We start from the raw sequence: 26877 nt of genomic DNA, 5'->3' as shown, positions 1-26877 counted from the left end.
CTCAGCCCGCCTTTTTCATTGCCGGCGCGCCTGCGCCGTCGACTTGCTCGATATGCATGGACGCCTTGATGTTGCCCTTGCGGCCATCCTCGAATGTTACCTCGGAATTCATCTCCGCCCGGTCGCCGTCGCCGTAGAGCGCCTCGATGATCGGGCCGTACCTGTCGGAGACGACGCTGCGGCGAACCTTGCGGGTGCGGGTCAGCTCGCCGTCATCCGCGTCCAGTTCCTTATAAAGGAGCAGGAACTTCCGGATCTTCTGGGTGTCCGGAAGACTCTCATTCACATGCGCAATCTCGCCGCGGATCAGCTCGTAGACTTCCGGCCGGTCCGAGAGATTGGTGTAGGAGGTAAACGGAATGCGGGCTTTCTCTGCCCATTTCGAGACGATCGAGAAACGTATGCAGATGATCGCTGTCAGATAATCCCGATCGGCCCCGAGGATCACTGCCTCGCCGATATAGGGCGAGAACTTCAGCTTGTTCTCGATATATTGCGGCGAGAATTTCGTGCCCGTGCGGGTCTGGGCAATGTCCTTCACCCGGTCGATCACAGTCAGCCGGCCCTTATCGTCGAAGAAGCCGGCGTCTCCGGTATGCATCCAGCCGTCCTTCATGTCTTCCTTGGTGGCTTCCTCGTTCTTGTGGAAGCCCCGGAACATGTTCGGGTGCCGGGTGATGATCTCGCCGACGCCGTCCTGGTCCGCATCGATGATCTTGATCTCGCAGCCCTCGAACGGAACACCGACCGTATCGACATCGATTTCCTTGCCATCCTGAAGGGTGTAGGCGCCAAGCAACTCGGTCTGGCCGTAGAGCTGTTTCAGCGGCACGCCCATGGCGAGGAACAGTTTGAAAGTGTCAGGGCCCATGGCGGCACCGCCGGTCGCGGCGGAACGGACATTGGCGAAACCGAGCCGGTCCCGCAGCGCGCCGAAGAGGGCGACTTCGGCCAGCCAGGAGCGGCCGCCGTTTTCGACCGCCTTGCGGCCGATCTCCACGCCTTTCTCGAAAATCCACTGGGTCAGCGGCCCGGCATCCATCACCCGGGCCCGCATGTCGGCGGCTATCTGTTCCAGTACACGAGGGGCCAGCAGCAGGAAGGTCGGGCCAATCTCGCGGAGATCCTGCATCGCCGTTTCCTCGCTTTCCGGGAAACTGACCTTCATGCGGGAATTCAGGCCGAAGCCTATAGTATAGACCTGCTCCATGATCCAGGGCATCGGCAGCACCGAAACATACTCGTCCGTCGCGTCTTTCGGATCGTGCTTCAGGTAAAGCTGCGTGTGGCGCACGAAATTACCGTGCGGCAATTCTGCCAGTTTCGGATTCGATGTGGTGCCCGATGTGGTGCAGAGAATGGCGACATCCTCTGCAGTCACATTGTTGACCAACTGGTCGAACAGCTCCGGTTTGGCGGCATGGATTTCGGCACCGCGGGCGACCAGATCGTCGAAGCTGACGATGCGCGGGTCGTCGAACTTCCGCATGCCGCGGGTATTGGAATAGATGATCTTCTCGATCGTTCCGGCGCGGTCGCCGAGATTGAGGAACTTGTCGACCTGTTCCTGATCCTCGGCATAGGCCATCCGGGCCGCGCTGTAGCCGGTAAGATAGGCGATCTCGTCTTCCAGCACGTCGCGATAGAATCCGATGGTCATCGCGCCGACGGACTGGGCCGCAAGCTCGGCACAGATCCAGTCGACATTGTTGTCGCCGATAATCGAGAAGACATCGCCCTTGACCAGCCCGGCTTCGTTCAGGGCCAGCGCGAGATTACGGACCCGCTCCAAATAGTCGGCCCAAGTGAATTCGGTCCAGACACCGAAATCCTTCTCACGCAGCGCAATGTCATTGGGAAACCGTTCCGCATTATAGCGGAGGAGCTTCGGCAACGTATCGTAAACCGAAGCGTCCGGGTATTCGTACGCCATGTTCCGTCCCTAATACACGGACCGAAACCGGGGCAGGTGCAGACGGAGTGCCGCAATCGCTGGTGGCTGTGGACAGACCCGTGGCCTGATGCCGCGAGCCGTTCCTCCCTGTCTGTCCTGGCCCTTGATCTCCCCGTTTGCCGCGGATGATCAGTTTCGGACCTTCGTTATTTTTTCCGGGTCCGACGGCATTGCGCCGGGCCGCGTCATCGGTGCCGATTTTTGGATGCACTCGTGCCGAGGTCAACAAGATAATTTCAACTGGGGCAATTTGCGGAACTGAATTTCGCAATTTCATAGGACCCATTGATGCACTGCGCGCTGGTACTCTTCGACGGAATTTTCTATAAACAACTGGCGCGGCTTGGAGCGCTCTCCGCCCGCGCCACAAAGACTAATGGAAGAGACCGGGCCGAGGCGCTCCTCGGGCGGCCGCCATCACCAATCATAGGAGATGATAGTGACTGCTGGCCAAGACAGCCTGAAAACCCGCCGTACGCTCAAAGCGGCCGGTAAAAGCTACGATTACTACAGCCTCGAAGCCATGGCGGATGCCGGTTTTCCGGAGATTCGCAAGCTTCCGCACTCCCTGAAGGTGCTGCTGGAAAACCTGTTGCGCTACGAAGACGGGCGCACTGTGACCCTGGATGACGTCAAGGCGCTGTCCGAATGGGTAAAGAACAAGAAGTCTTCCCGTGAAATCGCCTACCGCCCGGCCCGGGTCCTGATGCAGGACTTCACCGGTGTGCCGGCCGTCGTCGATCTCGCCGCCATGCGCGACGCGATGACTGCTCTCGGCGGCGATCCGGAAAAGATCAATCCGCTCTCGCCTGTCGATCTTGTGATCGACCATTCGGTCATGGTGGATGCGTTCGGCGGTGCCGACTCGTTCAAGAAGAATGTCGATCTGGAGTTCGAGCGCAACGGCGAGCGCTACGAGTTCCTGCGCTGGGGCTCCAAGGCATTTCGCAACTTCCGCGTCGTCCCGCCGGGGACCGGCATTTGCCACCAGGTCAATCTGGAGCATCTGGCCCAGACCGTCTGGACCAAGGACGAGGACGGCAAGACGATTGCCTATCCGGACACGCTGGTTGGTACTGACAGCCACACCACCATGGTGAACGGCATGGCCGTGCTCGGCTGGGGTGTCGGCGGTATCGAGGCGGAAGCGGCCATGCTCGGCCAGCCGGTCTCCATGCTGATTCCGGAAGTCGTCGGCTTCGAGCTGACCGGCAAGCTGCCGGAAGGCGCGACGGCAACCGACCTGGTGCTGATCGTGGTGCAGATGCTGCGCAAGAAGGGCGTGGTCGGCAAGTTCGTCGAATTCCACGGCTCCGGCCTTGGCCACCTGTCGCTCGCGGACCGGGCGACCATCGCCAACATGGCTCCGGAATATGGCGCCACCTGCGGTTATTTCCCGATCGATGACGAGACACTCAGCTACCTGAAGCTGACCGGCCGTGAAGACGACCGGATCGCGCTGGTGGAAGAATATGCCAAGGCCCAGGGCATGTGGCGGGACGATGCCCAGGAAATGGTCTTCACGGACACCCTGTCGCTCGATCTCGGCACCGTGGTGCCGTCGATTGCCGGCCCGAAGCGCCCGCAGGACCGCGTCCTGCTGACCGAAGCCGCGCCGGAATTCGCCAAGGCGTTCAAGGATCTTGCCGGCGGTGTCGCGCCGCGCACGATGGAAGTCGAGGGCGAGGACTACACGCTGAGCGACGGTGATGTGGTGATTGCCGCCATCACGTCGTGCACCAACACCTCCAACCCGTCGGTGCTGATCGCCGCCGGCCTGGTTGCCCGCAACGCGGCGGCCAAGGGGCTGACTGCGAAACCCTGGGTGAAGACCTCGCTGGCGCCGGGCTCCCAGGTGGTTACCGACTATCTGGTGGCCGCCGGTCTGCAGGCCGAACTCGACAAGCTCGGCTTCAACCTGGTCGGCTATGGCTGCACCACCTGCATCGGCAACTCGGGTCCGCTCGATCCGCATATCGCCGAGGCGGTGGAGAAGGGCGATCTGGTCGTTACTTCCGTGCTGTCCGGCAACCGGAACTTCGAGGGCCGGGTGAACCCGCACGTGAAGGCGAACTATCTTGCCTCGCCGCCGCTGGTCGTCGCCTATGCCATCGCCGGAAACCTGAACGTGGACCTGTACAAGGATTCGCTCGGTGAAGACCCGGACGGCAATCCGGTCTACCTGAAGGACATCTGGCCGACCAACAAGGAGATCAGCGAGATCCTTGAGGCCAATCTCAGCCGCGAAATGTTCCGGAACCGCTATTCGAACGTGTTCGAGGGCACCCCGGAATGGCAGGCCGTGCAGACCACCGGCAGCCTGACCTACAACTGGAACGACGGCTCCACCTATGTGCAGAACCCGCCCTACTTCCAGGGCATGACGATGGACCCGGATGCGCTGGCGGACATCCGCGATGCCCGCGAGCTGGCCATTCTCGGCGACTCGATCACCACCGACCATATCTCACCGGCCGGCTCTATCAAGTCGGACGGCCCAGCGGGCGATTATCTGCGCGAGCGGCAGGTCCGCCCGGTCGACTTCAACGCCTACGGCGCCCGGCGCGGCAATCATGAGATCATGATGCGCGGCACCTTCGCCAATATCCGGCTGAAGAACGAGATGGTGGAGGGCGTGACCGGCGGCTACACGGTGCATTATCCCTCCGGTGAGCAGATGGCGATCTACGATGCCGCCATGCGCTATGAGACGGAAGGCGTTTCCCTGGTCGTCATCGGCGGCAAGGAATACGGCACCGGCTCCAGCCGGGACTGGGCTGCCAAGGGCACCCGTCTGCTCGGTGTCAAGGCCGTGATCGTCGAGAGCTTCGAGCGTATCCACCGCTCCAACCTCGTCGGCATGGGCGTGCTGCCGCTGCAGTTCAAGGACGGCATGAACCGCGAGACGCTGGGGCTGAAGGGCACGGAGACGTTCGATATCACGGGGATTGCCGACGGCATCACCCCGGGCATGGACGTGCCGTGCAAGATCACCTACGCGGACGGTACGTCCAAGGACGTGACCCTGCTCTGCCGCATCGATACAGCGGATGAGGTGGATTACTACCGCCACGGCGGCATCCTGCAGTACGTGCTGCGGAACATCGCCAAGGCCGCGTAAAGCGTAAAGCGTTCACACGCCCGAGATCAAATATGGAGACGCCCAGCTTCGGCTGGGCGTTTTTTTATGCCGGACCGCGGCGGCTCACCTCCACGGGTTCCTTTTCTCACTTCTCACTCGCTCGTCTCTGGTGCCGGTGGCGGCACGCGCTCATTTGGGAAGCTTGAGCAACGTAAGGATTTCGGAGCAGTTCTCGACCTGGCCGTCGCAGCAGTCCGCGAGAAGGAAGCTCACCAGATTATTCACCGAGGCGAGGTTGGCGGCGTAGCGTATTTCTCGCTGGCGTCGGGTGGCGGTCAGGACATCGGCACGTTTGAGGATCGCAAGGTGACCGGACAGTGTCGAAGGCACGGTACCGAGCCGGCGCGAGATCTCCAGCGCCGGCAGCCCGTCGGGCCCGACCTGAACCAGCAAGCGGAAGACTGCAATTCGTGTCGGCTGGGCGAGTGCCGCGAAGGCATCTATGGCGCGTTCCTGATCCATGTTTCGGTAGTACCCAAAATATCGAACCTTGACTAGATCCATAATGCCGACGTACCCATAGACAATTCGGTAGTCGCCGAAATAACAGCTTCCGGAAAAGCCAGATCTTAGATCTCGTGACCCGGAATGCTGACTGAACGCAAGGAACCACGTTGCACATGACTCATCCGGTTTCACTCGAGGATATTCGCGAGGCGGCGCCCGCGCTGCACGGCATTGTCAACCGCACACCGCTTCTCGAAAACGCGGATGTCAATGCGATGCTGGGCGGCAGGCTGCTGCTGAAGGCGGAGAATCTGCAGAGAACCGGTGCGTTCAAGATCAGAGGCGCCTACTGGCGGATCCTGCATATGAGCGCGGAAGAACGGGCGACGGGCGTGGTGACCTATTCCTCAGGTAACCACGCGCTCGGCGTGGCCCGGGCGGCGCAGCTGCTGGGATCTTCCGCCGTGATCGTCATGCCCTCGGACGCGCCCGCAGCGAAGATGGCGGCGGTGCAGGCGCTTGGGGCGGAGATCGTGACCTACGACCGGGACAGCGAGAACAGCGCCGACGTGGTCCGCCGCATCGAAGAAGAGAGTGGACGGATAGAGGTTCCGCCGAGTGCGCATCCTCTGGTGCTGGCCGGCGCCGGAACGGCTGCTCTCGAACTGTTCGAGCAGGCCGGGGAACTGGAGGCGCGGCTCGATGCCGTGCTGGTGCCCTGCGGCGGCGGCGGGCTTACGGCGTCGACCGCGATTGTCATGGCGGAGGCCTCGCCTGGCACGAAGGTCTATGGGGTCGAACCGGTGCTTTTCGACGACACCCGTAGGTCTCTCGCGGCTCGTGAGCGGGTCGGCAATCCCAAGGGGCAGCGGACGATCTGCGACGCCATCATGACGCCAATCCCGAACGACGTGACCTTTCCGATCAACCTGGACCTCCTCGCAGGTGGGCTGGTCGCCAGCGATGCGGAGGTGCGGGAGGCAATGCGGTTCGCCTTCGAACATTTCAGGATCGTCGTCGAACCGGGAGCGGCAGTCGGTCTCGCGGCGATCCTCAGCGGGCATTTCGATATATCCGGCAGGACCGTCGCGACCGTGATCACCGGCGGAAATATCGACGCTCACCGCTTCCACACTCTCTTGGAGACCGAATGATGACCCTGGACCGGCGGCTGATGGCCGAATGGCTTGGAACCTTTTCGCTTTTGGCTACGGTGGTTGGCTCCGGTATCATGGCGGAGCGGCTGGCAGGCGGGAATGTGGCCGTCGCGCTGCTCGGCAATACAATTCCGACCGGGGCTATCCTGGTCGTGCTGATCACTGTGTTCGGGCCAATATCCGGGGCGCATTTCAACCCGGCGGTGACGCTCTGCTTTGTGTTGCGGCGGGAGATCGAGCGGAGGGATGCGGCACTCTATGTAGCGGTTCAGGTAATTGGCGGGATTTGCGGTGTGCTTGCAGCCCATTTCATGTTCGAGCACCCGCTGATCGATCCCTCGATGAAGGCGCGCACGGGGCCAGGGCAGTGGGCGGGAGAGTTCGTCGCCACCTTTGGTCTGGTCGGGACCATCCTGGCCTGCCTGAAGGCGCGGCCGGCAGCGGTGCCAATGGCGGTCGGACTGTATATTACGGCGGCTTACTGGTTCACCTCGTCGACATCCTTTGCCAACCCGGCCGTTACCATCGCACGTGGTTTTTCCGACACTTTCGCCGGAATCGCGCCGGCGGACGTGGGGGCCTTCATCGCGGTGCAACTGGCCGCGGCATTGCTGGCGACATACTTCTTCCGCTGGCTTCTCGACGAAGCCGGAGAAACACGATGACGGACGTCCCGAACCTCGAAGAGAGTTATTTCCGGGCAATCGACCCGGCAGGACTGTTTCCGGAAGAGCGCGCCATGCACGCGCCGCGAATCCTGCTTCTCTACGGTTCCCTGCGGGACCGCTCCTTCAGCCGCCTGATGACGGAAGAGGCGGCCCGGATACTGACACGGCTCGGTGCGGAAACACGGAACTTCAATCCAAGCGGCCTTCCGTTGCCGGACGACGCGGGCGCGGATCATCCCAAAGTACAGGAACTGCGGGACCTCGTCTCATGGAGTGAGGGCATGGTCTGGTGCTCGCCGGAGCGCCACGGAGCGATGACCGGGATCATGAAAGCGCAGATCGACTGGATCCCGCTCTCCCTGGGCGCGGTCCGCCCCACCCAGGGCAAGACCCTCGCGGTGATGCAGGTCAACGGCGGCTCACAGAGCTTCAACGCCATAAATCAGCTCCGCATTCTGGGGCGCTGGATGCGCATGCTGACGATCCCGAATCAGGCTTCGACACCCAAGGCGTTCCTTGAGTTTGACGAGAGCGGCCGGATGCTGCCGTCGCCCTATTACGACCGCATGGTCGACGTCATGGAAGAGCTGGTGAAATTCACCCTGCTGACACGGGACCGGACAGACTATCTCGTCGACCGCTACAGCGAGCGGAAGGAAAGCGGTGAGGACCTAATCGCACGGGTGAATCGGAAGGCTCCGGCTGCCACCGATGTCGATTCGAGGCCTCCGACCGCAAAGCGGGCAGCGGGCGCAGATCTGGCCAACGAATTACGGGACCACGGCAGAGGCTAGCTGCCACCCGGGACGTGACCCTGCTCAGGGCTTGTCTACGAAGATGGCGAGGAATACCTGGCTGGGATCGCCTTCCTCTCTTGACGAGACGGGCAGGAGAAGGCGGATCGCGGATGTGAAGTTTTTCTGGAAGATTGCAATCCGGTGGATCACGGGGCCTTGTGCCGCGTGTGCTGTCTGCAGGTCCTGCTTCAGGCTGGTGCCATAGCGGGCGTCAATCTCCGATGCCAAGCCGTTCGTCCAGTCTTCGCCGGTAAGATCCGTAATTCCCGTGCCGTCGAGACGGTTTCGGAAGTCGAGTGTGCCGGCTACCGGCTCGTAGATGCTTAACAGGCCAAGCCATTGCCTGAGGTTGAATGGATCGAAGGCGTCACGGTCCGGAATCCCGCCCTGTCTGACGGACGCATGCCAGTAATCCAGCAATGCCGTCGCTCGCGGATCGGCATCCACGGGCAGTCTCACCAGTCGTTGGTTTCAGGATACAGGTGGAAGGCTCATCGGCGCGCGCCCAACTGGACAGTGACAGGCGATGGTAGCCCAGTCACGACGCTACGGGCACACTGGAGCGCTGGCGCGGCACCTCTTTCAGAATTGCGGTCAATATGATCAAAGCGTTTCAGGAAATGTGCCGTTCCATGGTGGCAATCGTCTGCTCAAGGTTCGACGCAAGAACCGGCAGCTGATCGCTCACGCTTTCCATGTCGCGCTCGCGAATGTACCGTTCTATTTCGCTGGCGGTTTTCGAGACGGCCATGGCGCCAAGATTGCCGGAGACCCCCTTCAGGTTGTGCAGGAAGCTGAGGGCCTCGTCGAGTTTGTCGTCGCGGATGAGATCGCCGACCATCCGGCCGCTGTCCCGATTGCCATCGATGAAGCGCTGAAGCAGTGGTGCCAGGAGCTCTTTCGGAACGCCGAGGCGCTGGACGGTACTGTCAAAATCGTAGAATGGTTCGCTCTTGTCTTCGGAAGGGGCATCCTCGGTCGGGATTTGCGCGCCAGCGGTAGCCCTGTAAATGACGTTGTCAATCGAGCGGGCCAGTTCGTCGCGGTCAATCGGCTTCGCGACGCAGTCATTCATACCGGCCTTGAAATAGGACTGCCGGTTCTCGCTGACCACGTCGGCGGTCAAGGCAATGATCGGGATCTGCGCGCCGGGTCCGTCCTGGGCGCGGATGGCAAGCGTGGCGTCCAGTCCCGACATCACCGGCATCCGGATGTCCATGAGGACCAGGTCATAGGTATTGTTCTGCACGGCCGCGACGGCCTCGCGTCCGTTCTCCACGAAGTCTGACCTGTGGCCAAGTCCGCTCAGGATGGAGGCGATGATGGTGCGGTTCACGTCATTGTCCTCGGCGACGAGGATATGCAGGGGGGCGCTTTCGCCATCCGATGTTCTGTGCTTGACCAGGGCGTCCTGCGGAATGTCGTCGATGCTTGCGGCATCGTAGGGCAGGGTGAACCAGAATGTGCTGCCGGTGCCGGCCTTGCTTTCGACACCGATTTCACCGCCCATCAGTTCGACCAGCCGTTTGCAGATCGACAGCCCCAGGCCCGTGCCCTGATGGGTCCGAGATATCGAGCTGTCCGCCTGGGTGAACGCGTCGAACAGGGTTTCAAGCGCGTCCGGCGCGATGCCCATGCCAGTATCGCTCACCTCGAAGCGCAGCAACGAGCCGGCCGTGTCCGCATGGCATTTCAGATGCACCTGGCCGTTTTCCGTGAATTTTACCGCGTTGCCGACCAGGTTGACGAGGATCTGACGCAACCGCATGGGGTCGGCTTTTACGAATGGCGGAGTACCGTCGTCGATTGTGTAGCTGATCTGGACTTTGTCCTGCTTCGCCTTCGAGGATACTTCCTGGAACAGGCTGATGACGTCCGCAACAACATTCCGGGTCTCGAACGCCCGCCGTTCGAACGCCATTTTCCCGGCGTCGAGCTTGGAGATGTCCAGCACGTCATTGAGGATGCTCAGCAATGACTGGGTGGCGCTCTTGATCTGCCGAACCTTCTCTGCGCTGCCCGCAGGAAGACCGTCGTCCAGCAACATGTCGGCAAATCCCATGACGCCGGTCATTGGCGTCCGGATTTCGTGGCTCATGCTGGCAAGAAACTCGCTCTTGGCCTTCTCCGCGGCCTCCGCCTTGATTCTGAGCCCGGCCTCGTTCTCGGCGAGTTCGACGAGCTTGATCGATTGCTGCTCGATGCGGGCGTGCGCCTCCTGGGTCTGCTCGAGCTGTGCCTCGAGCTCGCGCCGGCTTTCCGCCAGCAGCAATTCGGTCGCCTTGCGCCGGGTAATGTCGCGTTGCATGGCAATGAAGCGGAGCGGCTCGTCCTCTTCTTCGATCGGCTGACACAGGATGTTGGCCCAGAACGGTTCGTTGTTCTTCGTGTAATTGAGAGCCTCGACCTCGAACCCCTTCTGTTCGGCCAGCCGCTCGTGCATGTTGGCGACAGCCTCGGGATCGGTGTCCTCACCCTGCAGGAAACTGCCCGGCTTCAGGCCGAGGACTTCATCAAGCTCATAGCCGGTCATCCTGGTGAATGCCTCGTTCACCCATTCCACTTCGCCGGCGGCATTGGTGATCACCACCGCGTTGGTCGTCTTCCTGGCCACTAGGGAGACCTTTGCATCTTCCAGTCGTTGCGTGGAGATCTTGTTCTGCAACCGGGCGAAGGTTTTGGCGTAGTCGACGGCGAGGCCGACGATCAGGGTGCTGGCGAGATTCTGCACCAGCAGCATGGCGCCGGCCTTCTTCAGGATGGCGATAGCGGTCGGCACGTCGGTACTGACAAAGAATGCGGGCAGCACGGCGAGCGTACCGGCGACGGCGAGGACCATGAAGGTAATGCCGTTGATCCGCAGGCTCAGTCTGCGGATCAACAGCCCCGCTGCAATGCCGAACAGGCCATACAGGGCAAACCCGACGACGCCGCCCGGGGCAAAAGGACCGCCGACAAGATAGTAGCGCCCGAGGGCACCGATCACGGCGGCGGTGACACCGCCGACCGGGCCGGCGAAGACGCCGGCCAGGATGGCCGGGCCGCCGCGCGGATCGAAAGTCGCGCCGCTGGGCAGGGAGATCGGGCTCAGCATCACCACAACGATGATCAGGCCGAACAGCAGGCCGGAGAGCAGGTCCCGCTGGATCCGCCCGGCCTTGCCAAGTGCAACGGTCTGGATATAGGCGATACCGGCGGCAAGAATCATCAGAACGCCCAGATTCTTGACGATATCCGGTAGCCAGCCAATCATCTCGTATTCCCGTCTTCGCGCGTTCAGTTTTCCCGGGACCGCGCCGCCGCCCGATCCCGCGCGGGCGGCTCATGGTCAAGCTCCCCGCATACGCACTGCAGACTAGACCGGGAACCGTTACCCAATGGTAAAGCTGGGTCGGGGATCCGGGATAGTGGAAGAGAACGGCGGAACAGGGCTCTTCAGGCGCTGCTCTCCAGCAGTTCCGTCAGCTCGAATTTCGTCACGTCCACCAGCCCGAGATCGCTGATCCTGAGCTCCGGAATCACCACCAGCGCCAGCAGGGAATGCTGCATGTAGGCGTTGTTCAGCGTGCAGCCGCATGCCGCCATGGCCGCGACCATGCGGTCCGCCTTGGCCGCGACCTCGATGGCCGGGCGGTCGGACATCAGCCCGGCGATGGGCAGCTCGACCAGGGCGATCTCTTCCCCGTCCTTCCACACCGTAATCCCGCCGCCGACCTCCCCGAGGCGGTTCGCGGCCAGCGCCATCATCTCCCGGTCGGTGCCGACGACGATCATGTGGTGGCTGTCATGGGCGACGGTGGAGGCCATGGCCATCCGGCCCGTGTAGCCGAAACCTGAGACGAAGCCGTTCACCACGCCGCCGGTGGCCCGGTGCCGCTCGACCAGCGCGATCTGGCAGACCTCTCCATCTCCCTCAACCACCCCGTCCACCACCGGCAGCTCGGCGGTGAGTGCCTTGGTCGGCGCCTGGTTCTCGACCACACCGATCACCTTCGCCGTGACCGCATTTGCGCCCTCCGGCGCCGGGACGGCGAAATCCGCCGCCGCCAGGGACTTGCCCAGATGCACCGTGTGACGGGCGGAGTCCGGCCAGTTGTAATGCGGGCAGTCGACGGTGATCTTGCCGTCCATCGCCACGGTCTGCCCGCGCGCGATGACATGCTCGATCGGCAGGCTGGTGAGGTCCGAAGTCAGGATCATGTCGGCCCGGCGGCCCGGCGTGATCGAGCCCAGCTCCCGCTCCAGCCCGAAATGGCTCGCGGTGTTGATCGTCGCCATCTGCAGCGCCACCAGCGGATCGCAGCCGCAGGCGATGGCATGGCGGACGACGCGGTTCATGTGGCCGTCATTCACCAGCGTGCCGGAATGGCAATCGTCGGTGCAGAGGATGAAGTTGCGCGGGTCCAGACCCTTCTCCGTCACCGCCGTGATCTGGCTTTCGACATCGTACCAGGCCGAGCCCAGCCGCATCATCGAGCGCATGCCGTTGCGCACCCGGGCGATGGCGTCCGCCTCTTCGGTGCCCTCGTGATCGTCCGCCGGCCCGCCCGCCACATAGGCGCTGAAGGCGATGCCCTTGTCGGGGGAGGCATAATGCCCGCCGACGGTCTTGCCCGCCCGCATGGTGGCCGCGATCTCCGCCAGCATCTGCGCGTCGCCATTGATGACGCCGGGAAAGTTCATCATCTCGCCCAGCCCGATGATCCCCGGCCAGGCCATGGCCTCGGCCACGTCCTCGGCGCCGATCTCGAAACCGGTGGTCTCCAGCCCCGGCGCGGAGGGGGCGCAGGAGGGCATCTGGGTGAAGATATTGACCGGCTGCATCAGCGCCTCGTCATGCATCATCCGGACGCCTGCGAGCCCGAGCACGTTGGCGATCTCGTGCGGGTCGGTGAACATTGTCGTGGTGCCGTGCGGGATCACGGCGGCGGCGAACTCGGCCGGCGTCAGCATGCCGGACTCGATATGCATATGCGCGTCGCACAGCCCCGGGATCAGATAGCGCCCGCCGCCCTCGATCACCCGTGTCTCCGGGCCGATGCAGTGCGAGAGGTCTGGCCCGATACCGGCAACCCGCCCCTCGGCCACGGCGACCTGCCAGTCCAGCACCTCGCGGCTGTGCACATTGACGAGGCGGACGTCGCGGATGACGAGATCGGCCGCCTCCCGCCCGGCGGCGACGGCCACCAGACGCGGCGCGGATTCGGGCCAGCTCTTGAGCGGGGTGGGGGACATGGGCGCGCCTCCGGAACAGGGGATGGCTCGGTGGAGCCTTGTTCTTATTTATGGCGGAGGCGGCGGGGATGCAAATGGGCAGGAACGGGTAAGGGTCGATTTGGCGGGCAATATATTACCCAACAATATATTGCCCATTGATATAACATATTTGCCGCGCTAGGATGATGGCATGAGCACGACACTTTCATCTGGCCGCGTGAAGGCGGCTCCGGTTACCGAGGTTGACTACACGGATCGCGGATACTGGAACGGCCTCATCAAGATGAGCCTCTCCAAGTTCTTCATCCTGTGCGTTCTCAACCAGCGCAGCCTGCATGGTTACGACATCACCAGGGCCGTCGAGGGGCATACCCGGGGCTGCTGCGCCCCGACTCCGGGCGCGCTCTATCCCGTCCTGAAGGAATTCGAGGCCGGCGGTTATGTGACGGCAGAGGAGCAGGTCGTGGGCGGCCGGCGGCGCAAGGTCTATTCCATCACCGACAGGGGCCGGACGGCATTTCGGGTTGCCGTCGAAGCCTGGAGCGATATCGGAGCCTGTATCTCGGCCAGTTGTCCGGACCAATGCGATCCAGGTGCCTGCGGCTGAGTTTTTTATCTTGTAATATCACCCATCGATATATCGATGGACAATATGGAGACATGCGGATGACCATGCCGAAAGCTTCCCCCCGCGCGCTGCCGGTTGCGATCATAGGCGCCGGGCCGGTCGGCCTCGCGGCCGCGGCCCACCTGGCGGAGCGCGGCGTGCCGTTTCTCCTGCTCGAAGCCGGCGATGCGGTTGGCGCGGCGATCCGCGCATGGGGGCATGTCCGGCTGTTCTCCCCCTGGATGTACAATATCGACCGGACCGCGGGCCGGATGCTCGCGGAGGCCGGCTGGACGGCACCGGAAGGCACCGCGCTGCCGACCGGTCTGGAGCTTGTCGAACGCTACCTCGTCCCGCTCTCCCGCCTGGACGCAATCGGGCCGCATCTGCGCTTCGGCGCCCGCGTCTCCTCTGTCGGACGCCGGGATTTCGACAAGGTCCGGACAGTGGGGCGCGAGCAGCAGCCCTTCGCGCTGCGCCTGGCGGACGGGAGCAGCGTGGAAGCCCGGGCGGTGATCGATGCCTCCGGCACCTGGCACACCCCGAACCCGGTCGGCTCGGGCGGCATCGGGGCGCCGGGCGAGGAGGCGCTGGCGTCGCGCATTTCCTACGGCATTCCGGACGTGCTCGGGCAGGCCCGCGCCGGGTTTGCCGACAAGCGCGTGCTGGTGGTCGGCAGCGGTCACTCGGCGATGAATGTGATCCTCGACCTGCTCACGCTGCAGGACCAGGCGCCCGGCACGAAAGTGACCTGGGCCTTGCGGCGCGACAGCCTCGATGCGGTCTTCGGCGGCGGCGCGGCCGACGCACTCCCGGCCAGGGGTGCGCTCGGCACCCGCGTGCGCGATGCGGTCGAAGCCGGCCGGCTGCAGATGCTGATGCCGTTCCGCATCCGCGCCATCGACGCGGACGGCGCGGCTTTGCGAGTGACCGGCCTGCTCGGCGAGAGTGAGCATGGCGTCCCGGTCGACCGGATTGTCGGGGCGACCGGGTTCCGTCCGGATCTCGCCATGCTGCGCGAAATCCGTCTCGGCCTCGATCCCTGGCTGGAGGCGCCGGCCGCGCTCGCGCCGATGATCGATCCGAACCTGCATAGCTGCGGCACCGTGCGCCCGCACGGCGCCCGGGAGCTGGCACATCCGGAACGGGATTTCTTCGTCGCCGGCATGAAATCCTACGGCAGGGCACCGACCTTCCTGATGGCGACCGGCTACGAGCAGGTCCGCTCCATCGCCGCCGCACTGGCGGGCGATCACGAGGCCGCGGCCCGGGTCGAGCTCGACCTGCCCGAGACCGGGGTGTGCAGCGCGCCTGCAGAACTGGAAGCCGCGGGCGGATGCTGCGGACCCTCCGCGCAACCGGAACCAGCCGAGACTTCGGCCTCGACCTGCTGCGGCGGCCCGCCGCCGTCCGGTGTGGAGGCGTGCTGCCTGCAGGATGCAACGGCAAAGGCCGCCGGCGAAGCGGGGTGCGGCTGCAGCGCAGCCTAGGGCATGCCGCGGCGCGGAAGGCGGACATGGGCGCCTCCGGGCACCGGAATACGGAAATACCGCTTCCGGATCGCAGCCCGGTGATGCTTTGATGACATCACATGGGTGAGCTGACCGAAGACCGCTATATGCTGGCCGGAAACCGCATTATTGAGGGCGACCTGATCGAAACCGGGGCGATGCAGGGGTTCGAATACGCCTCCTATCGGGTCGGGGCGGAGGTGCTGCACCGGATCCGGGCGGTCGCCCCGATCGGCATCAAGGAACGCCTGCCGCTCTTCCGTGCGCTCGCCCGGCTGAACCCGTCGGGCGCCATGTTCGCCATCCTCGACAACCGCCAGCGGCACGCGAACAGTTTCTCGATCCAGGACATGGACGCGATCGTCGCGGTGCTGAAGGCGGGCGGCATCGGCGCTTTCTACGGCGCTACCGTCACCCTCGATCCCGACTATGGCAAGATCGGCAAGCTCACCAACGCGCATATCTCGCTGAACGGCCTCGGGGGTCGGGTGATCGTGACCGGCGATCCGGAAGAGGCGGAAATCTTCATGCGGGAGATGCTCGCGGCCCGCGCCGCCGGCCGGAACGCGTGAGCGTAAGGCCCGAATTACTCCATGGCGGGGCAGGAATTGCGGGCGCTTCTCAGTCTGCAAACCGGGTCGAGGTCGACAGGAAGGTTTTGAGCAGGGCGGTCCCGGTGGTTTCTGATGAAGCGAGCCAGCCATTGCCGTCCCTGATCTGGCTGGCCAATGCCTCGAGGGGCAGGATATCCGAGTCGTTCGCAACATGTGCGGCCATGGACCAGGACGGGAAAGCCCGCTCGGATATGGTTCCTGACATTGCCTTGATGATGCCGGTATGTGAGCGCGCCGGCTCGATGTAGTTGTCGAATATGGTCTCGACGGAAGTGCGCGGCCCCTCGATGACCTGGAAGAACGACTGCTGCCAGTAGATCAGCATGCCCGTCACGCCGAGCTGGCTATTGCGACGGCGCGAGGCCCCGATGATGCGACGCAGATCGGCGGTCTCGTGCTGGTACGCGGCGGAACTGTAGTAGGCGACCTGCCAGATAGTTGCCTCTGTGCCCGGCTTAATGACTGTTGGGGAACCGCTGGCGCAGCCGGTGGCTTCGCTCTGTATTCGGGAGGGTGGCATAACGCTGTTCAATCCAGTTCGACGATGCTGGGCGGGATCCTAGGACTTAAGCGTTAAGGGCTGGTTAAGGGCGTGTGTCCGGAATGGCTTGGCGGCGCCGTGCCGTTCTTTATGGTGAAGCGGGCGGAAATCTGGATGCGGGAGGGACCGATAATGGCAGGACGCTACCGGATCTGCTGTCTGACCAAGAACAGAACCAATCCGGCCTATGTCGGCGCGCAAATCGCCGCAGCACGGCTGGCTGAGACCCTCGGCTGCGATCTGACCGGGGCCGCGCCGGACACCCCGGACGATATCGGCGAGCAGCGGGCATTGCTCTCCCGGGCCATCGACAGCCGCCCCGACGCCATCCTGATCGCCCCCGTCCACCCCTCGGCCCTCGACGAGAGCTTGCAGCGGGCAAAGGATGCCGGGATCCCGCTGGTCTGTTTCGTCGCCCATTCGGACCGGGTGACGCCCGCGAGCGTCGTCACCTCGGACAATTACGCCCTGGCAGTGGCGGCGGCGGAGACCCTCATCCGGGAGCTGGGCGGGCGCGGCCGGATCGGCATCATCGAGGGCGCACCGAACTCCCCGACCACGGCGCCGCGCACCAGGGGCTTTCTCGACGCCGCGGCGAAGCACCCGGAGATTTCCGTCGCGGCCCGCGAGACCGGCCAGTACCAGCGCCCCGGCGGTCGGGAGGCGATGGCGCGGATACTGGCGCAGCACCCGCAGCTCGACGGCCTCATCGCCGCCAATGACGCAATGGCCCTCGGCGCGCTGGAGGTCCTCGACGCCGCCGGCCTCGCCATCCCCGTGGTCGGCATGAACGCCATGCCGGAAGCGATCACGGCCATCCGCGCGGGCCGCATGCTCGCCACGGTCAGCTTCGACGCCCCGGCGCTGGTCTGCACCGCGCTGATGGCGGCGCTGCGGATTCTGGAGGGGGAGGCGGTGCCGGAGGTGATCGCGCTTCCGGCGGAGGTCATCGGGCGGGAGAACTGCGCGGTATGGGATTGCCCGTATGAGGAGCGTCCGTTGCCGGGGTGGGGGAGTTAAGTCGTGTGTCCCCTTAATTCCGGCACTGGTCTGCACCGCGCTGATGGCGGCACTGCGGATACTGGACGGGGAGGCGGTGCCGGAAGTGATCGCGCTTCCGGCGGAGGTTATCGGGCGAGAGAACTGCGCGGCCTGGGACTGTCCGTATGAGGAGCGTCCGTTGCCGGAGTGGGGGAGTGGTCTATAGAGTGACGGAGAGGGTGCGACGGAGCGATGAAGCAAGGCGTGCAGCCCCTTAATTCCATACTGGAACATCGTAGCAAAGCGATCATCTAAGCCTAAATTCCCTTCCAGCATCGAGGTCATCCACAAGAGTGGCTATTGCGCGGGCCGCTAAATGGCGACAGGGAACAACAGAAACTCGCTGTACGTCGCGTAGAGTCCCCAAGTGAAAACGCCGTAACAGGCAATGCCGCTCGCTATACATGCGATATTCAACCCGAAGCCCCATTTGCGTTGTCCATAAGCGCCGAGCCATTGCGACAGGTAGGTCATTCCCGAGACGATGGTTGCCAATAGAGCGCCAAAAACAAAGATGGCCATGCAGAATGCATAATCTGGAACAAGCGCTGGATGCCCTTTTGCCAAATCGGCGATGAAAGCCAGCATCGCGACTGAGGCACCGCCATTGAGCAGTATCGAGGCTCGTATCGCGTTCTGGCCCATGGTGATAACCGAACGGAAATTTTCCAAATCTTGCTCGGCGTTATGCCTATGATCTGCGATCCATTTCTGAAGCGAGGCCTTGTATTTTTCTATTTCAACCGCTGAAACATCTCCGTTCACCGACATTCGGATGAGGTTGTCCAAGTATTGGATTAGCGCGGAAGATGAGATTTGCTCCTGACCTTTTTCGAGTAAATCAATCACTTCTGTACGTATGTGAGTCAGGGTCTCAACGGTCTTCATTATGTTGCGCTCCTTCATGGCCTGCGGTTGTATCTGGGCGCCGCTTATCACGGTCCGTGAAATATGAGAATCCGTCTTCCTGGACGATGATCCACCTACCTTGACGGCATGGGCCTCTACGGCGATCTGCTCCGCAGCCCGGCCCGGGACTGGGAGTGAGGGGCTTTGGCTGTGGTGCCCCCGATGCTAGAGTTTTGCGTGCAAAGATAACTCATTCGGGGGAGGTGTCATGCGGAACGAGAGGGAAGGTGTGGCGCGATGACTGATGCGGATCTGCCTGAGACTCCGGAGCCGGTTGTTCTGAGAGGTGATGAGCCGGTCGATCGCGGCATGGAGCGGAAATCTCGTTTTTTCTACCTCGAACACTTGGACGAAGATGGTGGGACTCTCAATTGGAATGCAAATTGGGAAAGCATTTTCCTGTGTATTTATGCTCCGGAACTTGGAAAGTCGGAGAATCTTTACGGGGAAAAACGTGGTGTTTCTGGAGGCGATTTTGTCGAGTTTCTAAAGCCTGACGGGGAATTCGAATCTATTTTGGGTTGGCAGGAATTTGGTGATGCCGGATCTAGTGATGCCGACGCTGAGGAATTGAGACAGCTACTTTACAATAAAGCTTTCTCAAAAGAAGAGCGCACCGAGATATCCATTTCCGGGAGTTTTTCACTTTCTGACGACAGTCATATCGGTGTGCTGGAAGACGGGAAGGGGCCTTCAAGGTTCGGTGTTTCCAGGCGCGGTAGTATTAGAATTCATGCCAGCGGCGAGGATTCACTCGGGATGTTAAGCATTATTGGTGAATCGGACTTGAAATGGTCAGGCATGGATGGGGTGGAGGAAGGGGAGCTCGATGTCGATGTTTATATGCCTTTATCATCGGTTCAAAGAATAGCCGCGGATTTGAAAGATCACGACTATCGGGCACACATCATTGTCCGTCTGAGAGTGTTGGCTTTCCGATCTGAGATGGACCGAAGTCTTTCCGAGCCTTGGCACTCAACAACATATTATCTCGAAAAGAGGGAATACCGCACATACGGTGACGCGATTGTAGAAAGCGCTGCAGTCGTGGCGCCGGTCGATGAGCCTAATCAACCGGCGATAGGTTACCGAGATGCATTGGAAGAGCAAGATGAGTCGCAGGACCACGGACAGGAGAATTCCTCAAACCCTGATGTGGTTCCAAATAGTCAGATTTTTGCCGGTCTGAAATCCATCGAGAACGCTATTAGGGAGCGTGAAACCGTGATTTTCAAATTCGGTGTAGGGCCGTTTTTCTGGGCTTTGATTGGCGGTTTAATCGTGCTCGCGATCTACCAGTTTTGAGGCACCGGAAATAAGAGTCACTTTTTGCTGTCATCACGCCACGGCAAGGTATCGCAATTGGGCTGATAACCGCGATTGCGATAAAGCGATTCAGGTATAGGCATGTCTATTCCGCCATCAGTTACCTGCACATCGTCTTCCATACCATCGGGATTTTTGATTCGATATTGTCCTGTAGGTCTGACTGGAGTCATCGCTTTCTCCCGTTTATATTTTCAATCGTAGTTTGAGTGGACAGAAGACAATTTATCGAAAAATAAAGTGACGCAATACTTAATTGCCGATCAAGCCGTTCGCACCGCGATAGGGAACAAGCAGTCAATACCATCCACCCCTTTCCCTCACGCCCCCGCATGTCCTAATATCCCGCCCAAACAACCTGGCAGCCTCGCCGCTGCCGTCCGAGTGATATGCGCCCACCCTGAGGAAATGCTCCCGTGAAGAATTCAAAGACCGTCCTTATCGACCGCCATCCGGGCCGTTCGGCCCAGACCATCGGGCTTGCCAATGCGCTCGGCACCGATCCGGAGCTGATCCACGAGCCGTCCGTCGGCGTGGTCGGCACCAAGGGGGACAGCCAGTGCTATCTCGGCGTGGCGGAGAAGGTGGAGGCGATCCACGAGGCGCTGAAGGGCCGGATCGGCCGCGAGGCGGGCAAGCTGCCGTTCCGTCTGGTGCAGCCGGAATTCACCATCGCCACCTCGGACGGGGTGCGCAACGGCACGCCGGAAATGCGCTACTCGCTGATCGGCCGCGAAGTCACCAACGACGCGCTGTGCGAGCATCTGGAGGCCACCGGCCTCGCCGGGACCATCGCCGTCGTCGCCTGCGACAAGCCGCCGGTCGGCACGCTGGCCGCGCTCTTGGAGCATAACCAGCCTGCCATCATCATGTCGGACGGGCCGATCCATCCGGGCAAGGACCCGGAGACGGGCGAAGCGCTCGATATCGTGTCGGCCTACCAGGTCGCCGGGAACCCGGACGCCGAGTTCCGGCACCGGATCTCCTGCAATGCCTGCCCGGGCATGGGCAGCTGCGGCGGCATGTTCACCTACAACACGATGCAGACCTTCATCGGCGTCGTCGGCATGCAGCCGCTGCACATGGTGGCCCCGGCCTCCGACGATCCGCGCCGCCTGAACGAGTTCCCGGCCGAGCTGGTGCAGATCCTCTCCGAGATGATGAAGAACGACCTGAAGCCGCGCGACATCGTGGTCCGGGACAGCCTGCGCAACGCGATGATCGTCGCCATGGCCATTGGCGGCTCCACCAACGTGACGCTGCACGCGCCGGAAATCGCCCGCGCCGCCGGGTTCGCCGATTTCTGGAAAGAGGTGATCACGCCGGAAGAGTTCAACCATCTGGCCGAGCATGTCGTGCCGGTGCTGACCGACGCGCGGCCCTACGGCAAATACTCGATGGTCGATATCGACGGCGTCGGCGGCGTGCAGGTGATCGTGCGCGAGCTGCTGGAAGCGGGCCTCTTGAACGGCGACGTGCTGACCTGCACCGGCGAGACGCTGGCCGAACAGGTGAAGCGGCTGGAGACCAGGAAGGCCGACGGCACGGTGATCTATCCGGTCGAGAAGCCGTACAAGCCGACGGGCGGCCTGCGGGTGCTCGGCGGCAATCTCTCCCCCGATTTCTCCGCCATCCTGAAGCTGGCGGGCGTCGAGGGCGGTCTCGAGGACAACAAGTTCATCGGCAAGGCCCGGGTGTTCGAGGGCGAGCCGGCCCTGCTGAAGGCGCTGGACGAGACGCCGGACGTGTTCGAGAACAACGACATCATCATCATCCGCTATGCCGGCCCGAGCGGCGCGCCGGGCATGCCGGAAATGCTCGACCCGACCTCGCGCATCACCACGCTCTGCCGCGAGCGGGACATCGTCGTCGCCCTGATGACCGACGCCCGATTCTCCGGCGGCTCGGTCGGTCTGGTGATCGGCCATGTCGGTCCCGAAGCGGCGCTCGGCGGCCCGATCGCGCTGATCGAGGACGGGGACGAGATCGTCGCCGACCTGACCACGAACGAGCTGATCTGCACCGCGCTGAACGACAAGGCGGTGATGAGTGCCCGCAAGGCGGCCTGGGACAAGGTCGTGGCCGACAATGGCGGGGTGCATCCGCTCTGCGGCGTCGCCGACACCCGCCTGCTGCACCGCGCCCGGCACACGGCGGTCCCGGCAAGCCGCGGCGGCGGCCTGCACCCGAACCGCGAGGTCTGGGTCCGCGAGCCGCGCGAGGCGACACGCTCCGGCTTCGTGCCGAAAAACAAGTACCGCCCGGACAGCGTCAAGGCGTTCTGATCCGGGACGGGGTGAGAAAAGAGGGCCGGGGCATCGCGAGGTGCCCCGGCCTTTTTTATGTGCGGTGCTGCGGCTGGACCTCCCGCTGATCGTCATCCCCCGCCCTCATCGTCATCCAGACCTCCCTCGTTGTCATCCCGACGCAGGTCGGGATCCATAGCTCGGAGGGTAAGCCGCAACCATCCGGGCCAGATTTTCCGGTCTTGTTTCGCGTCACCACCGTGTGGATCCCGACTTGCGTCGGGATGACGGTGAGGGTGGGAGGGTGAAGGAGCGAAAGGACGAAGGGACGGGACCGGGGGCGGCTATTCCAGCGCTTTGCGGCGTTCCTCGAATTCTTCCCGGTCAATCTCGCCCTTGGCGAACCGTTCCCGCAGGATCGTCAGTGCGCTGTCATGCGCCGAGTCCGCGTCCGGCTTCGCCGTCTGGCCGAGATATCGCAGGGCGTAGATCCCGGCCCCGACCAGGAAGACGATCAGGACCATCATCATGAACGGCCCCATGAACCAGCCGCTGCCCATCATGTGGTGATATCCGCCATAGCCCTCTCCAGCGTCCGCCATTGCTGCCGGGGCGGTAAGGCTGAGGGTGGCGAGGGCGGCTGTCGCCGTCGCCAGTAACAGGAAGGGCTGCTTCATCGCGGATTCCTCCAACCGGTGTTTGGTAAAACTCCAGTCTGTCGCTTCAGGCAGGGGGAAGGTCAATAGAGAAATACGGGGGCTGGTTGCGCTGGGCCGTGAAGGCGACACCAGTTCTCTTCCCCGCCACCTGACCCGGTGCTATCCTTCGATTGTATACAAAAAAACATCAGGGAGACTCCCATGGCCAAGCTCGGCCTGTTCATGATGCCGCTGCATCCGCCGTCGCGGGAGTTCGCGGCCGTGCTTGAGGAGAACCGGCAGCTTGTGATCCTGGCGGACCGGCTGGGCTATGCCGAAGCCTGGATGGGGGAGCATTACACCTCGACCGCCGAGCCGGTGACCTCGCCGCTGCTGTTCAACGCCTCGCTGATCGCCGAGACGAAACAGATCACCTTCGGCTCGGGCGTGATCTCGCTGCCGCAGCAGCATCCAGTCGTGGTCGCCGGGCACGCGGCCCTGTTCGATCATCTGGCGCGCGGCCGGTTCATCTTCGGCATCGGCTCCGGCGGGCTGTCGAGCGACTGGGAGATTTTCGGCAATCTCGACCACAAGGCCCGGGCCATGGCCATGGTGGAAGCCGTCGACCTGATCCAGAAGGTCTGGAGCGAGGACCCGCCCTGGAGCCATGAGGGCGCGCATTTCACCGCGAAGATGGCTGACCGGGTGTTGCCGGAGATGGGCATCGGCCGGTTCATCCGGCCCTTCCAGCAGCCGCATCCGCCGATCGCCGTTTCCGTGCGCGGGGCTAATTCCATGACTGCGAATTTCGCCGGCCAGCGCGGCTGGTGCATGCTGTCGGGCAATTTCGTTCCCGCCGCCGATATCGCCACCCACTGGCCGACCTATGCCGCCGGGGCGGAGAAGGCGGGGCGCAAGCCGGACCCGTCGGTCTGGCGCGTCGGCCGGTCCGTGCTGATCACCGATACCGATGCGCAGGCCGAGGAGATGCTGGCCGATCCGGACGGCGTCTTTTCCTGGTACTACCAGTATCTCGGGGCGCAGGGCCGTCTCGCGAACGGCGACGCGCCTGCCTCCATCGACTGGCAGGCGGTCAGGCGCGAGGCGATGGAGAAGGCGCGGGAATTCGTCATTGCCGGCACCGTGGAGACCGTGCTCGACAAGCTGATCGCCTTCCGCGACGAAATCGGCGACTTCGGCACCCTGATGCTGACCGGGCATGACATGGAGGGAACGCAGGACATGTGGCGCCGCTCCTTCACGCGCATGGCCGAAGAGGTCTGGCCGGCATTCGACCGATACATGGAAGACAAGCGCGGCAGCCGGGCGGCGGAATAGGCCTGTCGCCGGAGCGGGCGTCGCCGGCCCGCCGCCGCGCTCACTCCGCCTTGCTTGTCAGCATCCGTTTCGTCAGGTCGGTCCCCGCCGTCATATATTGCTGCATCAGCCATTTCTGCGGGGTGTCCGCGCCGTAATAGACCGGCCGGGCGATGTTCTCGACATCGAACAGGGGGTGCCAGGGCTCCGGCGCGAGAAAGACCGGCAGGCCGCGTTTCTCGCTGAACGGGGTGGCCCCGTAGGTCGAGATGTTCCATTTCGTCGCCTGGTGGGTGGCATAGTCCGCACCGTGCCGGCCCTTGGCGCCGAAGCCGGTCCAGACGCTGCCGATGCCGGGCCAGCCCTCAAGCTGGAAAAACGTATTGTAGTCGCTGAAGCGGGACGCGGTGCGGTCCACCAGCAGGGCGCAGATGAAGGGGCAGGGAGAAGGAGCGCTGTCCGTGGTGATGTTCGCCGGATAGGCCCAGCCGGTCCGCAGGGCCACCGTCGATGTATAGTGGGAATGCCCGATCGCTGTGGAGGAATGGGGCTGCAGCGGGGCCTGGCCGAACAGGTCGTAGAAGGACGGCAGCGGATTGCGCAGATCGTCGGCGGAATGGATGACGACGACATGGGCGCCGGACAGGAAGAGGCGCAGGAACTTGGCGACATTGCCGGCCTGCGCGGTGCCACCGCCGGCGATCTCCGTCTGCGAGTGGTACAGCCGGAATTTCGAATACTTGTTGAGCGCATAGGCGGGAACGCCGCGGATCATGCTGAAAAAGCTGATGTCCGGGACCCACATGGCGAGGCTGTGAGCCTGGATGTACTTGACCAGCTCATAGATGAAGACCCAGTCGGTCTGCTGCGTGCCCGCCGGGGTCGGTGGCATCGGTGTCGGCGGCAACGCGGTCACGGTTCTGTTCCATGACGTCCAGAGGCTTTGCTGCATCAGCTGCAGGGCCTGATCAGTGACCAGCATGACGTCCGTCTCGTCGGCCGCGGCGGCCGTGCCGATGGCGGTTTCGAACCCGGCGGCGCCCCGGATCCGCGGCGCGAACAGGGCGTCGACAAAGGACGGCACGGAATTCTGACCGGCGGTGAAGGTATAGTTCGGGCTGAGATCGACTTGTGGCATGGCGTGCGGTCCTCTGCAGCGTTGCGGGCATTCATGACGGAGCGGGCGACGGGCTCACTCTCCGGCTCAGCTCGTCTTCAGCCAGTCGGGCGGTGGCAGGGTTTCTTCCTCGACCGGCAAGCTGATCGGCGCGTCCGAGGCGCTGCCATCCCCGCCCATCATCTCGATTTCCAGTGCCGTGCCGGCGGCGGCGAGCTGCCCGGCGAGCGCGGTCAGGCCGGGATTGGCGGTGGCGGCCGGGCCGTCCTGGGGCAGCTGGAACTGTCCGAGCGGCGTGGACTTGTTCGCGGTGATCTGCTTGTCGAGCGCGGATTTCAGAGCGCCCAGCTGTGTCTGGATGGCTTCGGCCCCGGCGCTGACCTTCTGCTGCAGTGGCTCCCGTGCGTCCGGCTTCGCGGCGTTATAGGCGACGACGAATTGCTGCCAGGAGGTGGCTGCGCTCTTCAACTTGTCGAGCATGCCAGGGATTTCCGCGGTGACGCCCTTGACCGTCACACCGAGTTTCAGGGATTTTCCAAGCTCCCAGACCTTGTCCCATTCGGCTTTCTGATCGTCATACATTCGTCGCCTCGCTTCCGGTGCCGTTGGCTGTTCCATCCGGTAGACGGCGCAAACGCGGATTCGTGAAACAGAACGCAAACCGATCCGTCGGTCCGGCGCGTCGGTCTTTCCGGGCTGATCACGGAAACCGGCGCCGAGGCGGCGGAGATCCTCGCCGATCCAGACGGCCCGGAAGGTCTGGCCGACGCGCTATCGCTGCATGGAAGACTGAGGCGGTCACTCCGGCATGGCCGAACAGGCAGCACGCTCATTCCTGAGAGAGCCGTCTTACCTCTGCTCGGAGTCATTGTTTGGGGGTAGAGTGACTGTCCGCCCTGCCGGGTCATGCGCTGCCTGGCGGACCACAGATGAAACCCCGAGCCGGAACGAAGGCCATGCGTCTGCATTCCTCATACACCTCTCCCTATGTCCGCAAGGTGAAGATCTTCCTGATGGAAACCGGTCTGATGGACAGCGTCGAGGAGGTCTACACGAACCCGGCGGAAGAGGTTGTCCTGAGGCCTCTCAATCCGCTTGGAAAGATCCCGGCGCTGGAAGTGCGGGATGGCAGCGCGCTGTATGATTCGACCGTGATCTGCGGCTATCTCGATACCCTGCACCGGGGGCCGCGCCGGATTCCGGAGGAGGGGCCGGAGCGCTGGCGGGTGCTCAGGACGGAGTCCCTGGCGGACGGACTGGCGGATGCGGCCAATCTGCGCCGCAACGAGGCGCTGCGGGAGCCGCGCAGCCTGATCTCCCGGGAATTTATCGACCGTCAGGATCTTGCGATCTCCCACGCGCTGCTGGCGCTGGATGGTGTGGCGGCCTCGTGGCATGCCGAAGCAGCCGTCGGCCATGACCAGATCGCGACCGCAGCGGCGCTGGGCTACATAGCCTTCCGCTACGAGGAGCTGGCCTGGCGCGGGCATTGTCCGGTCCTTGCAGACTGGTTCGGCCGGTTTGTCGCGGGCGACAGTTTCCGTCTCACCATGCCCCGTAACCCGCCGGGTCGCCCGGTTCCGCCGGCGCAGTCCGTGCCGCCAAAATGGTGTGTCGTCTCATGATGC

Annotated in this window: 23 protein-coding genes; 12 read left to right on the top strand and 11 right to left on the bottom strand. The window is 63.0% G+C overall.

Annotated features, from left to right (window positions below):
• Window position 1 precedes the first annotated feature (1 nt).
• Window positions 2-1933, bottom strand: a complete 1932-nt coding sequence (locus tag RH950_RS15030; protein ID WP_350058154.1) for an AMP-binding protein — start codon at window positions 1931-1933, stop codon at window positions 2-4.
• A 454-nt stretch (window positions 1934-2387) separates the two neighbouring features.
• Here RH950_RS15030 and acnA point away from each other — a divergent pair, with 454 nt between their 5' ends.
• On the top strand, window positions 2388-5075 hold the full coding sequence (gene acnA, locus RH950_RS15025; protein WP_350058152.1) for an aconitate hydratase AcnA: 2688 nt from the start codon (window positions 2388-2390) through the stop codon (window positions 5073-5075).
• Window positions 5076-5225: 150 nt separating this feature from the next.
• On the opposite strand, the gene RH950_RS15020 is transcribed toward acnA, so the two are convergent.
• Complete coding sequence (locus tag RH950_RS15020) at window positions 5226-5558, bottom strand: ArsR/SmtB family transcription factor (RefSeq protein ID WP_350058151.1); 333 nt, start codon at window positions 5556-5558, stop codon at window positions 5226-5228.
• 158 nt (window positions 5559-5716) lie between these two features.
• Between RH950_RS15020 and RH950_RS15015 the strand changes: the two genes are divergently transcribed.
• Genes RH950_RS15015 through arsH form a run of 3 tightly spaced genes read left to right on the top strand, consistent with a single transcriptional unit; the run spans window position 5717 to window position 8162 of the window.
• Window positions 5717-6697: a threonine ammonia-lyase gene (locus RH950_RS15015; RefSeq protein ID WP_350058149.1), complete on the top strand. Its 981-nt coding sequence runs from the start codon at window positions 5717-5719 to the stop codon at window positions 6695-6697.
• Window positions 6694-7365 carry an aquaporin gene (locus tag RH950_RS15010; RefSeq protein ID WP_350058147.1) on the top strand — a complete coding sequence of 224 codons (672 nt, stop codon included), beginning with the start codon at window positions 6694-6696 and terminating at the stop codon, window positions 7363-7365. The genes RH950_RS15015 and RH950_RS15010 overlap by 4 nt, the downstream gene beginning before the upstream one ends.
• Window positions 7362-8162, top strand: a complete 801-nt coding sequence (gene arsH / locus RH950_RS15005; protein ID WP_350058145.1) for an arsenical resistance protein ArsH — start codon at window positions 7362-7364, stop codon at window positions 8160-8162. The genes RH950_RS15010 and arsH overlap by 4 nt, the downstream gene beginning before the upstream one ends.
• A gap of 24 nt (window positions 8163-8186) precedes the next feature.
• Here the strand turns inward: arsH and RH950_RS15000 are convergent, their stop codons facing one another.
• The 3 genes from RH950_RS15000 to ade all read right to left on the bottom strand — a co-directional run bounded on the left by RH950_RS15000 (window position 8187) and on the right by ade (window position 13400).
• On the bottom strand, window positions 8187-8612 hold the full coding sequence (locus RH950_RS15000) for a PAS domain-containing protein (protein ID WP_350058143.1): 426 nt from the start codon (window positions 8610-8612) through the stop codon (window positions 8187-8189).
• A 166-nt stretch (window positions 8613-8778) separates the two neighbouring features.
• Window positions 8779-11418: an ATP-binding protein gene (locus RH950_RS14995; RefSeq protein ID WP_350058141.1), complete on the bottom strand. Its 2640-nt coding sequence runs from the start codon at window positions 11416-11418 to the stop codon at window positions 8779-8781.
• A 182-nt stretch (window positions 11419-11600) separates the two neighbouring features.
• Complete coding sequence (gene ade / locus RH950_RS14990; RefSeq protein WP_350058139.1) at window positions 11601-13400, bottom strand: adenine deaminase; 1800 nt, start codon at window positions 13398-13400, stop codon at window positions 11601-11603.
• A gap of 172 nt (window positions 13401-13572) precedes the next feature.
• Between ade and RH950_RS14985 the strand changes: the two genes are divergently transcribed.
• The 3 genes from RH950_RS14985 to RH950_RS14975 all read left to right on the top strand — a co-directional run bounded on the left by RH950_RS14985 (window position 13573) and on the right by RH950_RS14975 (window position 16072).
• Window positions 13573-13989, top strand: coding sequence for a PadR family transcriptional regulator (locus RH950_RS14985; RefSeq protein ID WP_350058137.1), 417 nt, complete (start codon window positions 13573-13575; stop codon window positions 13987-13989).
• A gap of 59 nt (window positions 13990-14048) precedes the next feature.
• Window positions 14049-15479 (top strand): FAD-dependent oxidoreductase, encoded by a 1431-nt coding sequence (locus RH950_RS14980; RefSeq protein ID WP_350058135.1) that lies wholly within the window; start codon window positions 14049-14051, stop codon window positions 15477-15479.
• 101 nt (window positions 15480-15580) lie between these two features.
• Window positions 15581-16072: a hypothetical protein gene (locus RH950_RS14975; RefSeq protein WP_350058133.1), complete on the top strand. Its 492-nt coding sequence runs from the start codon at window positions 15581-15583 to the stop codon at window positions 16070-16072.
• Window positions 16073-16121: 49 nt separating this feature from the next.
• On the opposite strand, the gene RH950_RS14970 is transcribed toward RH950_RS14975, so the two are convergent.
• Window positions 16122-16634 carry a BLUF domain-containing protein gene (locus RH950_RS14970; protein WP_350058131.1) on the bottom strand — a complete coding sequence of 171 codons (513 nt, stop codon included), beginning with the start codon at window positions 16632-16634 and terminating at the stop codon, window positions 16122-16124.
• 153 nt (window positions 16635-16787) lie between these two features.
• Here RH950_RS14970 and RH950_RS14965 point away from each other — a divergent pair, with 153 nt between their 5' ends.
• Complete coding sequence (locus RH950_RS14965; protein WP_350058129.1) at window positions 16788-17675, top strand: sugar ABC transporter substrate-binding protein; 888 nt, start codon at window positions 16788-16790, stop codon at window positions 17673-17675.
• Window positions 17676-18008: 333 nt separating this feature from the next.
• Here the strand turns inward: RH950_RS14965 and RH950_RS14960 are convergent, their stop codons facing one another.
• Entirely contained in the window at window positions 18009-18584 is a 576-nt protein-coding gene (locus RH950_RS14960; RefSeq protein WP_350058127.1) for a hypothetical protein, read from the bottom strand.
• Window positions 18585-18842: 258 nt separating this feature from the next.
• On the opposite strand from RH950_RS14960, the gene RH950_RS14955 reads away from it, so the two are divergent.
• Window positions 18843-19910 (top strand): hypothetical protein, encoded by a 1068-nt coding sequence (locus RH950_RS14955; RefSeq protein WP_350058125.1) that lies wholly within the window; start codon window positions 18843-18845, stop codon window positions 19908-19910.
• Between the two features lie 17 nt (window positions 19911-19927).
• Here RH950_RS14955 and RH950_RS14950 read toward each other — a convergent pair whose 3' ends face one another.
• On the bottom strand, window positions 19928-20104 hold the full coding sequence (locus tag RH950_RS14950; RefSeq protein ID WP_350058123.1) for a hypothetical protein: 177 nt from the start codon (window positions 20102-20104) through the stop codon (window positions 19928-19930).
• Between the two features lie 243 nt (window positions 20105-20347).
• Here RH950_RS14950 and RH950_RS14945 point away from each other — a divergent pair, with 243 nt between their 5' ends.
• Window positions 20348-22216: a dihydroxy-acid dehydratase domain-containing protein gene (locus tag RH950_RS14945; protein ID WP_350058122.1), complete on the top strand. Its 1869-nt coding sequence runs from the start codon at window positions 20348-20350 to the stop codon at window positions 22214-22216.
• A 305-nt stretch (window positions 22217-22521) separates the two neighbouring features.
• On the opposite strand, the gene RH950_RS14940 is transcribed toward RH950_RS14945, so the two are convergent.
• On the bottom strand, window positions 22522-22854 hold the full coding sequence (locus tag RH950_RS14940) for an SHOCT domain-containing protein (protein ID WP_350058120.1): 333 nt from the start codon (window positions 22852-22854) through the stop codon (window positions 22522-22524).
• A 183-nt stretch (window positions 22855-23037) separates the two neighbouring features.
• Between RH950_RS14940 and RH950_RS14935 the strand changes: the two genes are divergently transcribed.
• Complete coding sequence (locus tag RH950_RS14935; protein ID WP_350058118.1) at window positions 23038-24153, top strand: LLM class flavin-dependent oxidoreductase; 1116 nt, start codon at window positions 23038-23040, stop codon at window positions 24151-24153.
• A gap of 40 nt (window positions 24154-24193) precedes the next feature.
• Here RH950_RS14935 and RH950_RS14930 read toward each other — a convergent pair whose 3' ends face one another.
• A complete protein-coding gene (locus RH950_RS14930) occupies window positions 24194-25270 on the bottom strand; it encodes a hypothetical protein (protein WP_350058116.1) in 1077 nt (358 codons plus the stop codon).
• A 66-nt stretch (window positions 25271-25336) separates the two neighbouring features.
• On the bottom strand, window positions 25337-25831 hold the full coding sequence (locus tag RH950_RS14925; RefSeq protein ID WP_350058114.1) for a hypothetical protein: 495 nt from the start codon (window positions 25829-25831) through the stop codon (window positions 25337-25339).
• A gap of 374 nt (window positions 25832-26205) precedes the next feature.
• On the opposite strand from RH950_RS14925, the gene RH950_RS14920 reads away from it, so the two are divergent.
• Window positions 26206-26874 (top strand): glutathione S-transferase N-terminal domain-containing protein, encoded by a 669-nt coding sequence (locus RH950_RS14920; RefSeq protein ID WP_350058112.1) that lies wholly within the window; start codon window positions 26206-26208, stop codon window positions 26872-26874.
• Window positions 26875-26877: the final 3 nt, after the last annotated feature.

It is taken from the genome of Nisaea sp. (assembly GCF_040217065.1).
GTDB lineage: Bacteria > Pseudomonadota > Alphaproteobacteria > Thalassobaculales > Thalassobaculaceae > Nisaea.
Note: the sequence above shows the minus strand (reverse complement) of the source record. Positions and strands in the feature narration are given on the sequence as shown.

Excerpts from the sequence above, each read along its gene's own strand:
- RH950_RS15030 (WP_350058154.1), bottom strand. The coding sequence starts at position 1,933 with ATGGCGTACGAATACCCGGACGCTTCGGTTTACGATACGTTGCCGAAG.
- acnA (WP_350058152.1), top strand. The coding sequence starts at position 2,388 with ATGATAGTGACTGCTGGCCAAGACAGCCTGAAAACCCGCCGTACGCTC.
- RH950_RS15020 (WP_350058151.1), bottom strand. The coding sequence starts at position 5,558 with ATGGATCAGGAACGCGCCATAGATGCCTTCGCGGCACTCGCCCAGCCG.
- RH950_RS15015 (WP_350058149.1), top strand. The coding sequence starts at position 5,717 with ATGACTCATCCGGTTTCACTCGAGGATATTCGCGAGGCGGCGCCCGCG.
- RH950_RS15010 (WP_350058147.1), top strand. The coding sequence starts at position 6,694 with ATGATGACCCTGGACCGGCGGCTGATGGCCGAATGGCTTGGAACCTTT.
- arsH (WP_350058145.1), top strand. The coding sequence starts at position 7,362 with ATGACGGACGTCCCGAACCTCGAAGAGAGTTATTTCCGGGCAATCGAC.
- RH950_RS14995 (WP_350058141.1), bottom strand. The coding sequence starts at position 11,418 with ATGATTGGCTGGCTACCGGATATCGTCAAGAATCTGGGCGTTCTGATG.
- ade (WP_350058139.1), bottom strand. The coding sequence starts at position 13,400 with ATGTCCCCCACCCCGCTCAAGAGCTGGCCCGAATCCGCGCCGCGTCTG.
- RH950_RS14985 (WP_350058137.1), top strand. The coding sequence starts at position 13,573 with ATGAGCACGACACTTTCATCTGGCCGCGTGAAGGCGGCTCCGGTTACC.
- RH950_RS14980 (WP_350058135.1), top strand. The coding sequence starts at position 14,049 with ATGACCATGCCGAAAGCTTCCCCCCGCGCGCTGCCGGTTGCGATCATA.
- RH950_RS14975 (WP_350058133.1), top strand. The coding sequence starts at position 15,581 with ATGGGTGAGCTGACCGAAGACCGCTATATGCTGGCCGGAAACCGCATT.
- RH950_RS14970 (WP_350058131.1), bottom strand. The coding sequence starts at position 16,634 with ATGCCACCCTCCCGAATACAGAGCGAAGCCACCGGCTGCGCCAGCGGT.
- RH950_RS14965 (WP_350058129.1), top strand. The coding sequence starts at position 16,788 with ATGGCAGGACGCTACCGGATCTGCTGTCTGACCAAGAACAGAACCAAT.
- RH950_RS14960 (WP_350058127.1), bottom strand. The coding sequence starts at position 18,584 with ATGAAGACCGTTGAGACCCTGACTCACATACGTACAGAAGTGATTGAT.
- RH950_RS14955 (WP_350058125.1), top strand. The coding sequence starts at position 18,843 with ATGACTGATGCGGATCTGCCTGAGACTCCGGAGCCGGTTGTTCTGAGA.
- RH950_RS14950 (WP_350058123.1), bottom strand. The coding sequence starts at position 20,104 with ATGACTCCAGTCAGACCTACAGGACAATATCGAATCAAAAATCCCGAT.
- RH950_RS14940 (WP_350058120.1), bottom strand. The coding sequence starts at position 22,854 with ATGAAGCAGCCCTTCCTGTTACTGGCGACGGCGACAGCCGCCCTCGCC.
- RH950_RS14935 (WP_350058118.1), top strand. The coding sequence starts at position 23,038 with ATGGCCAAGCTCGGCCTGTTCATGATGCCGCTGCATCCGCCGTCGCGG.
- RH950_RS14930 (WP_350058116.1), bottom strand. The coding sequence starts at position 25,270 with ATGCCACAAGTCGATCTCAGCCCGAACTATACCTTCACCGCCGGTCAG.
- RH950_RS14925 (WP_350058114.1), bottom strand. The coding sequence starts at position 25,831 with ATGTATGACGATCAGAAAGCCGAATGGGACAAGGTCTGGGAGCTTGGA.
- RH950_RS14920 (WP_350058112.1), top strand. The coding sequence starts at position 26,206 with ATGCGTCTGCATTCCTCATACACCTCTCCCTATGTCCGCAAGGTGAAG.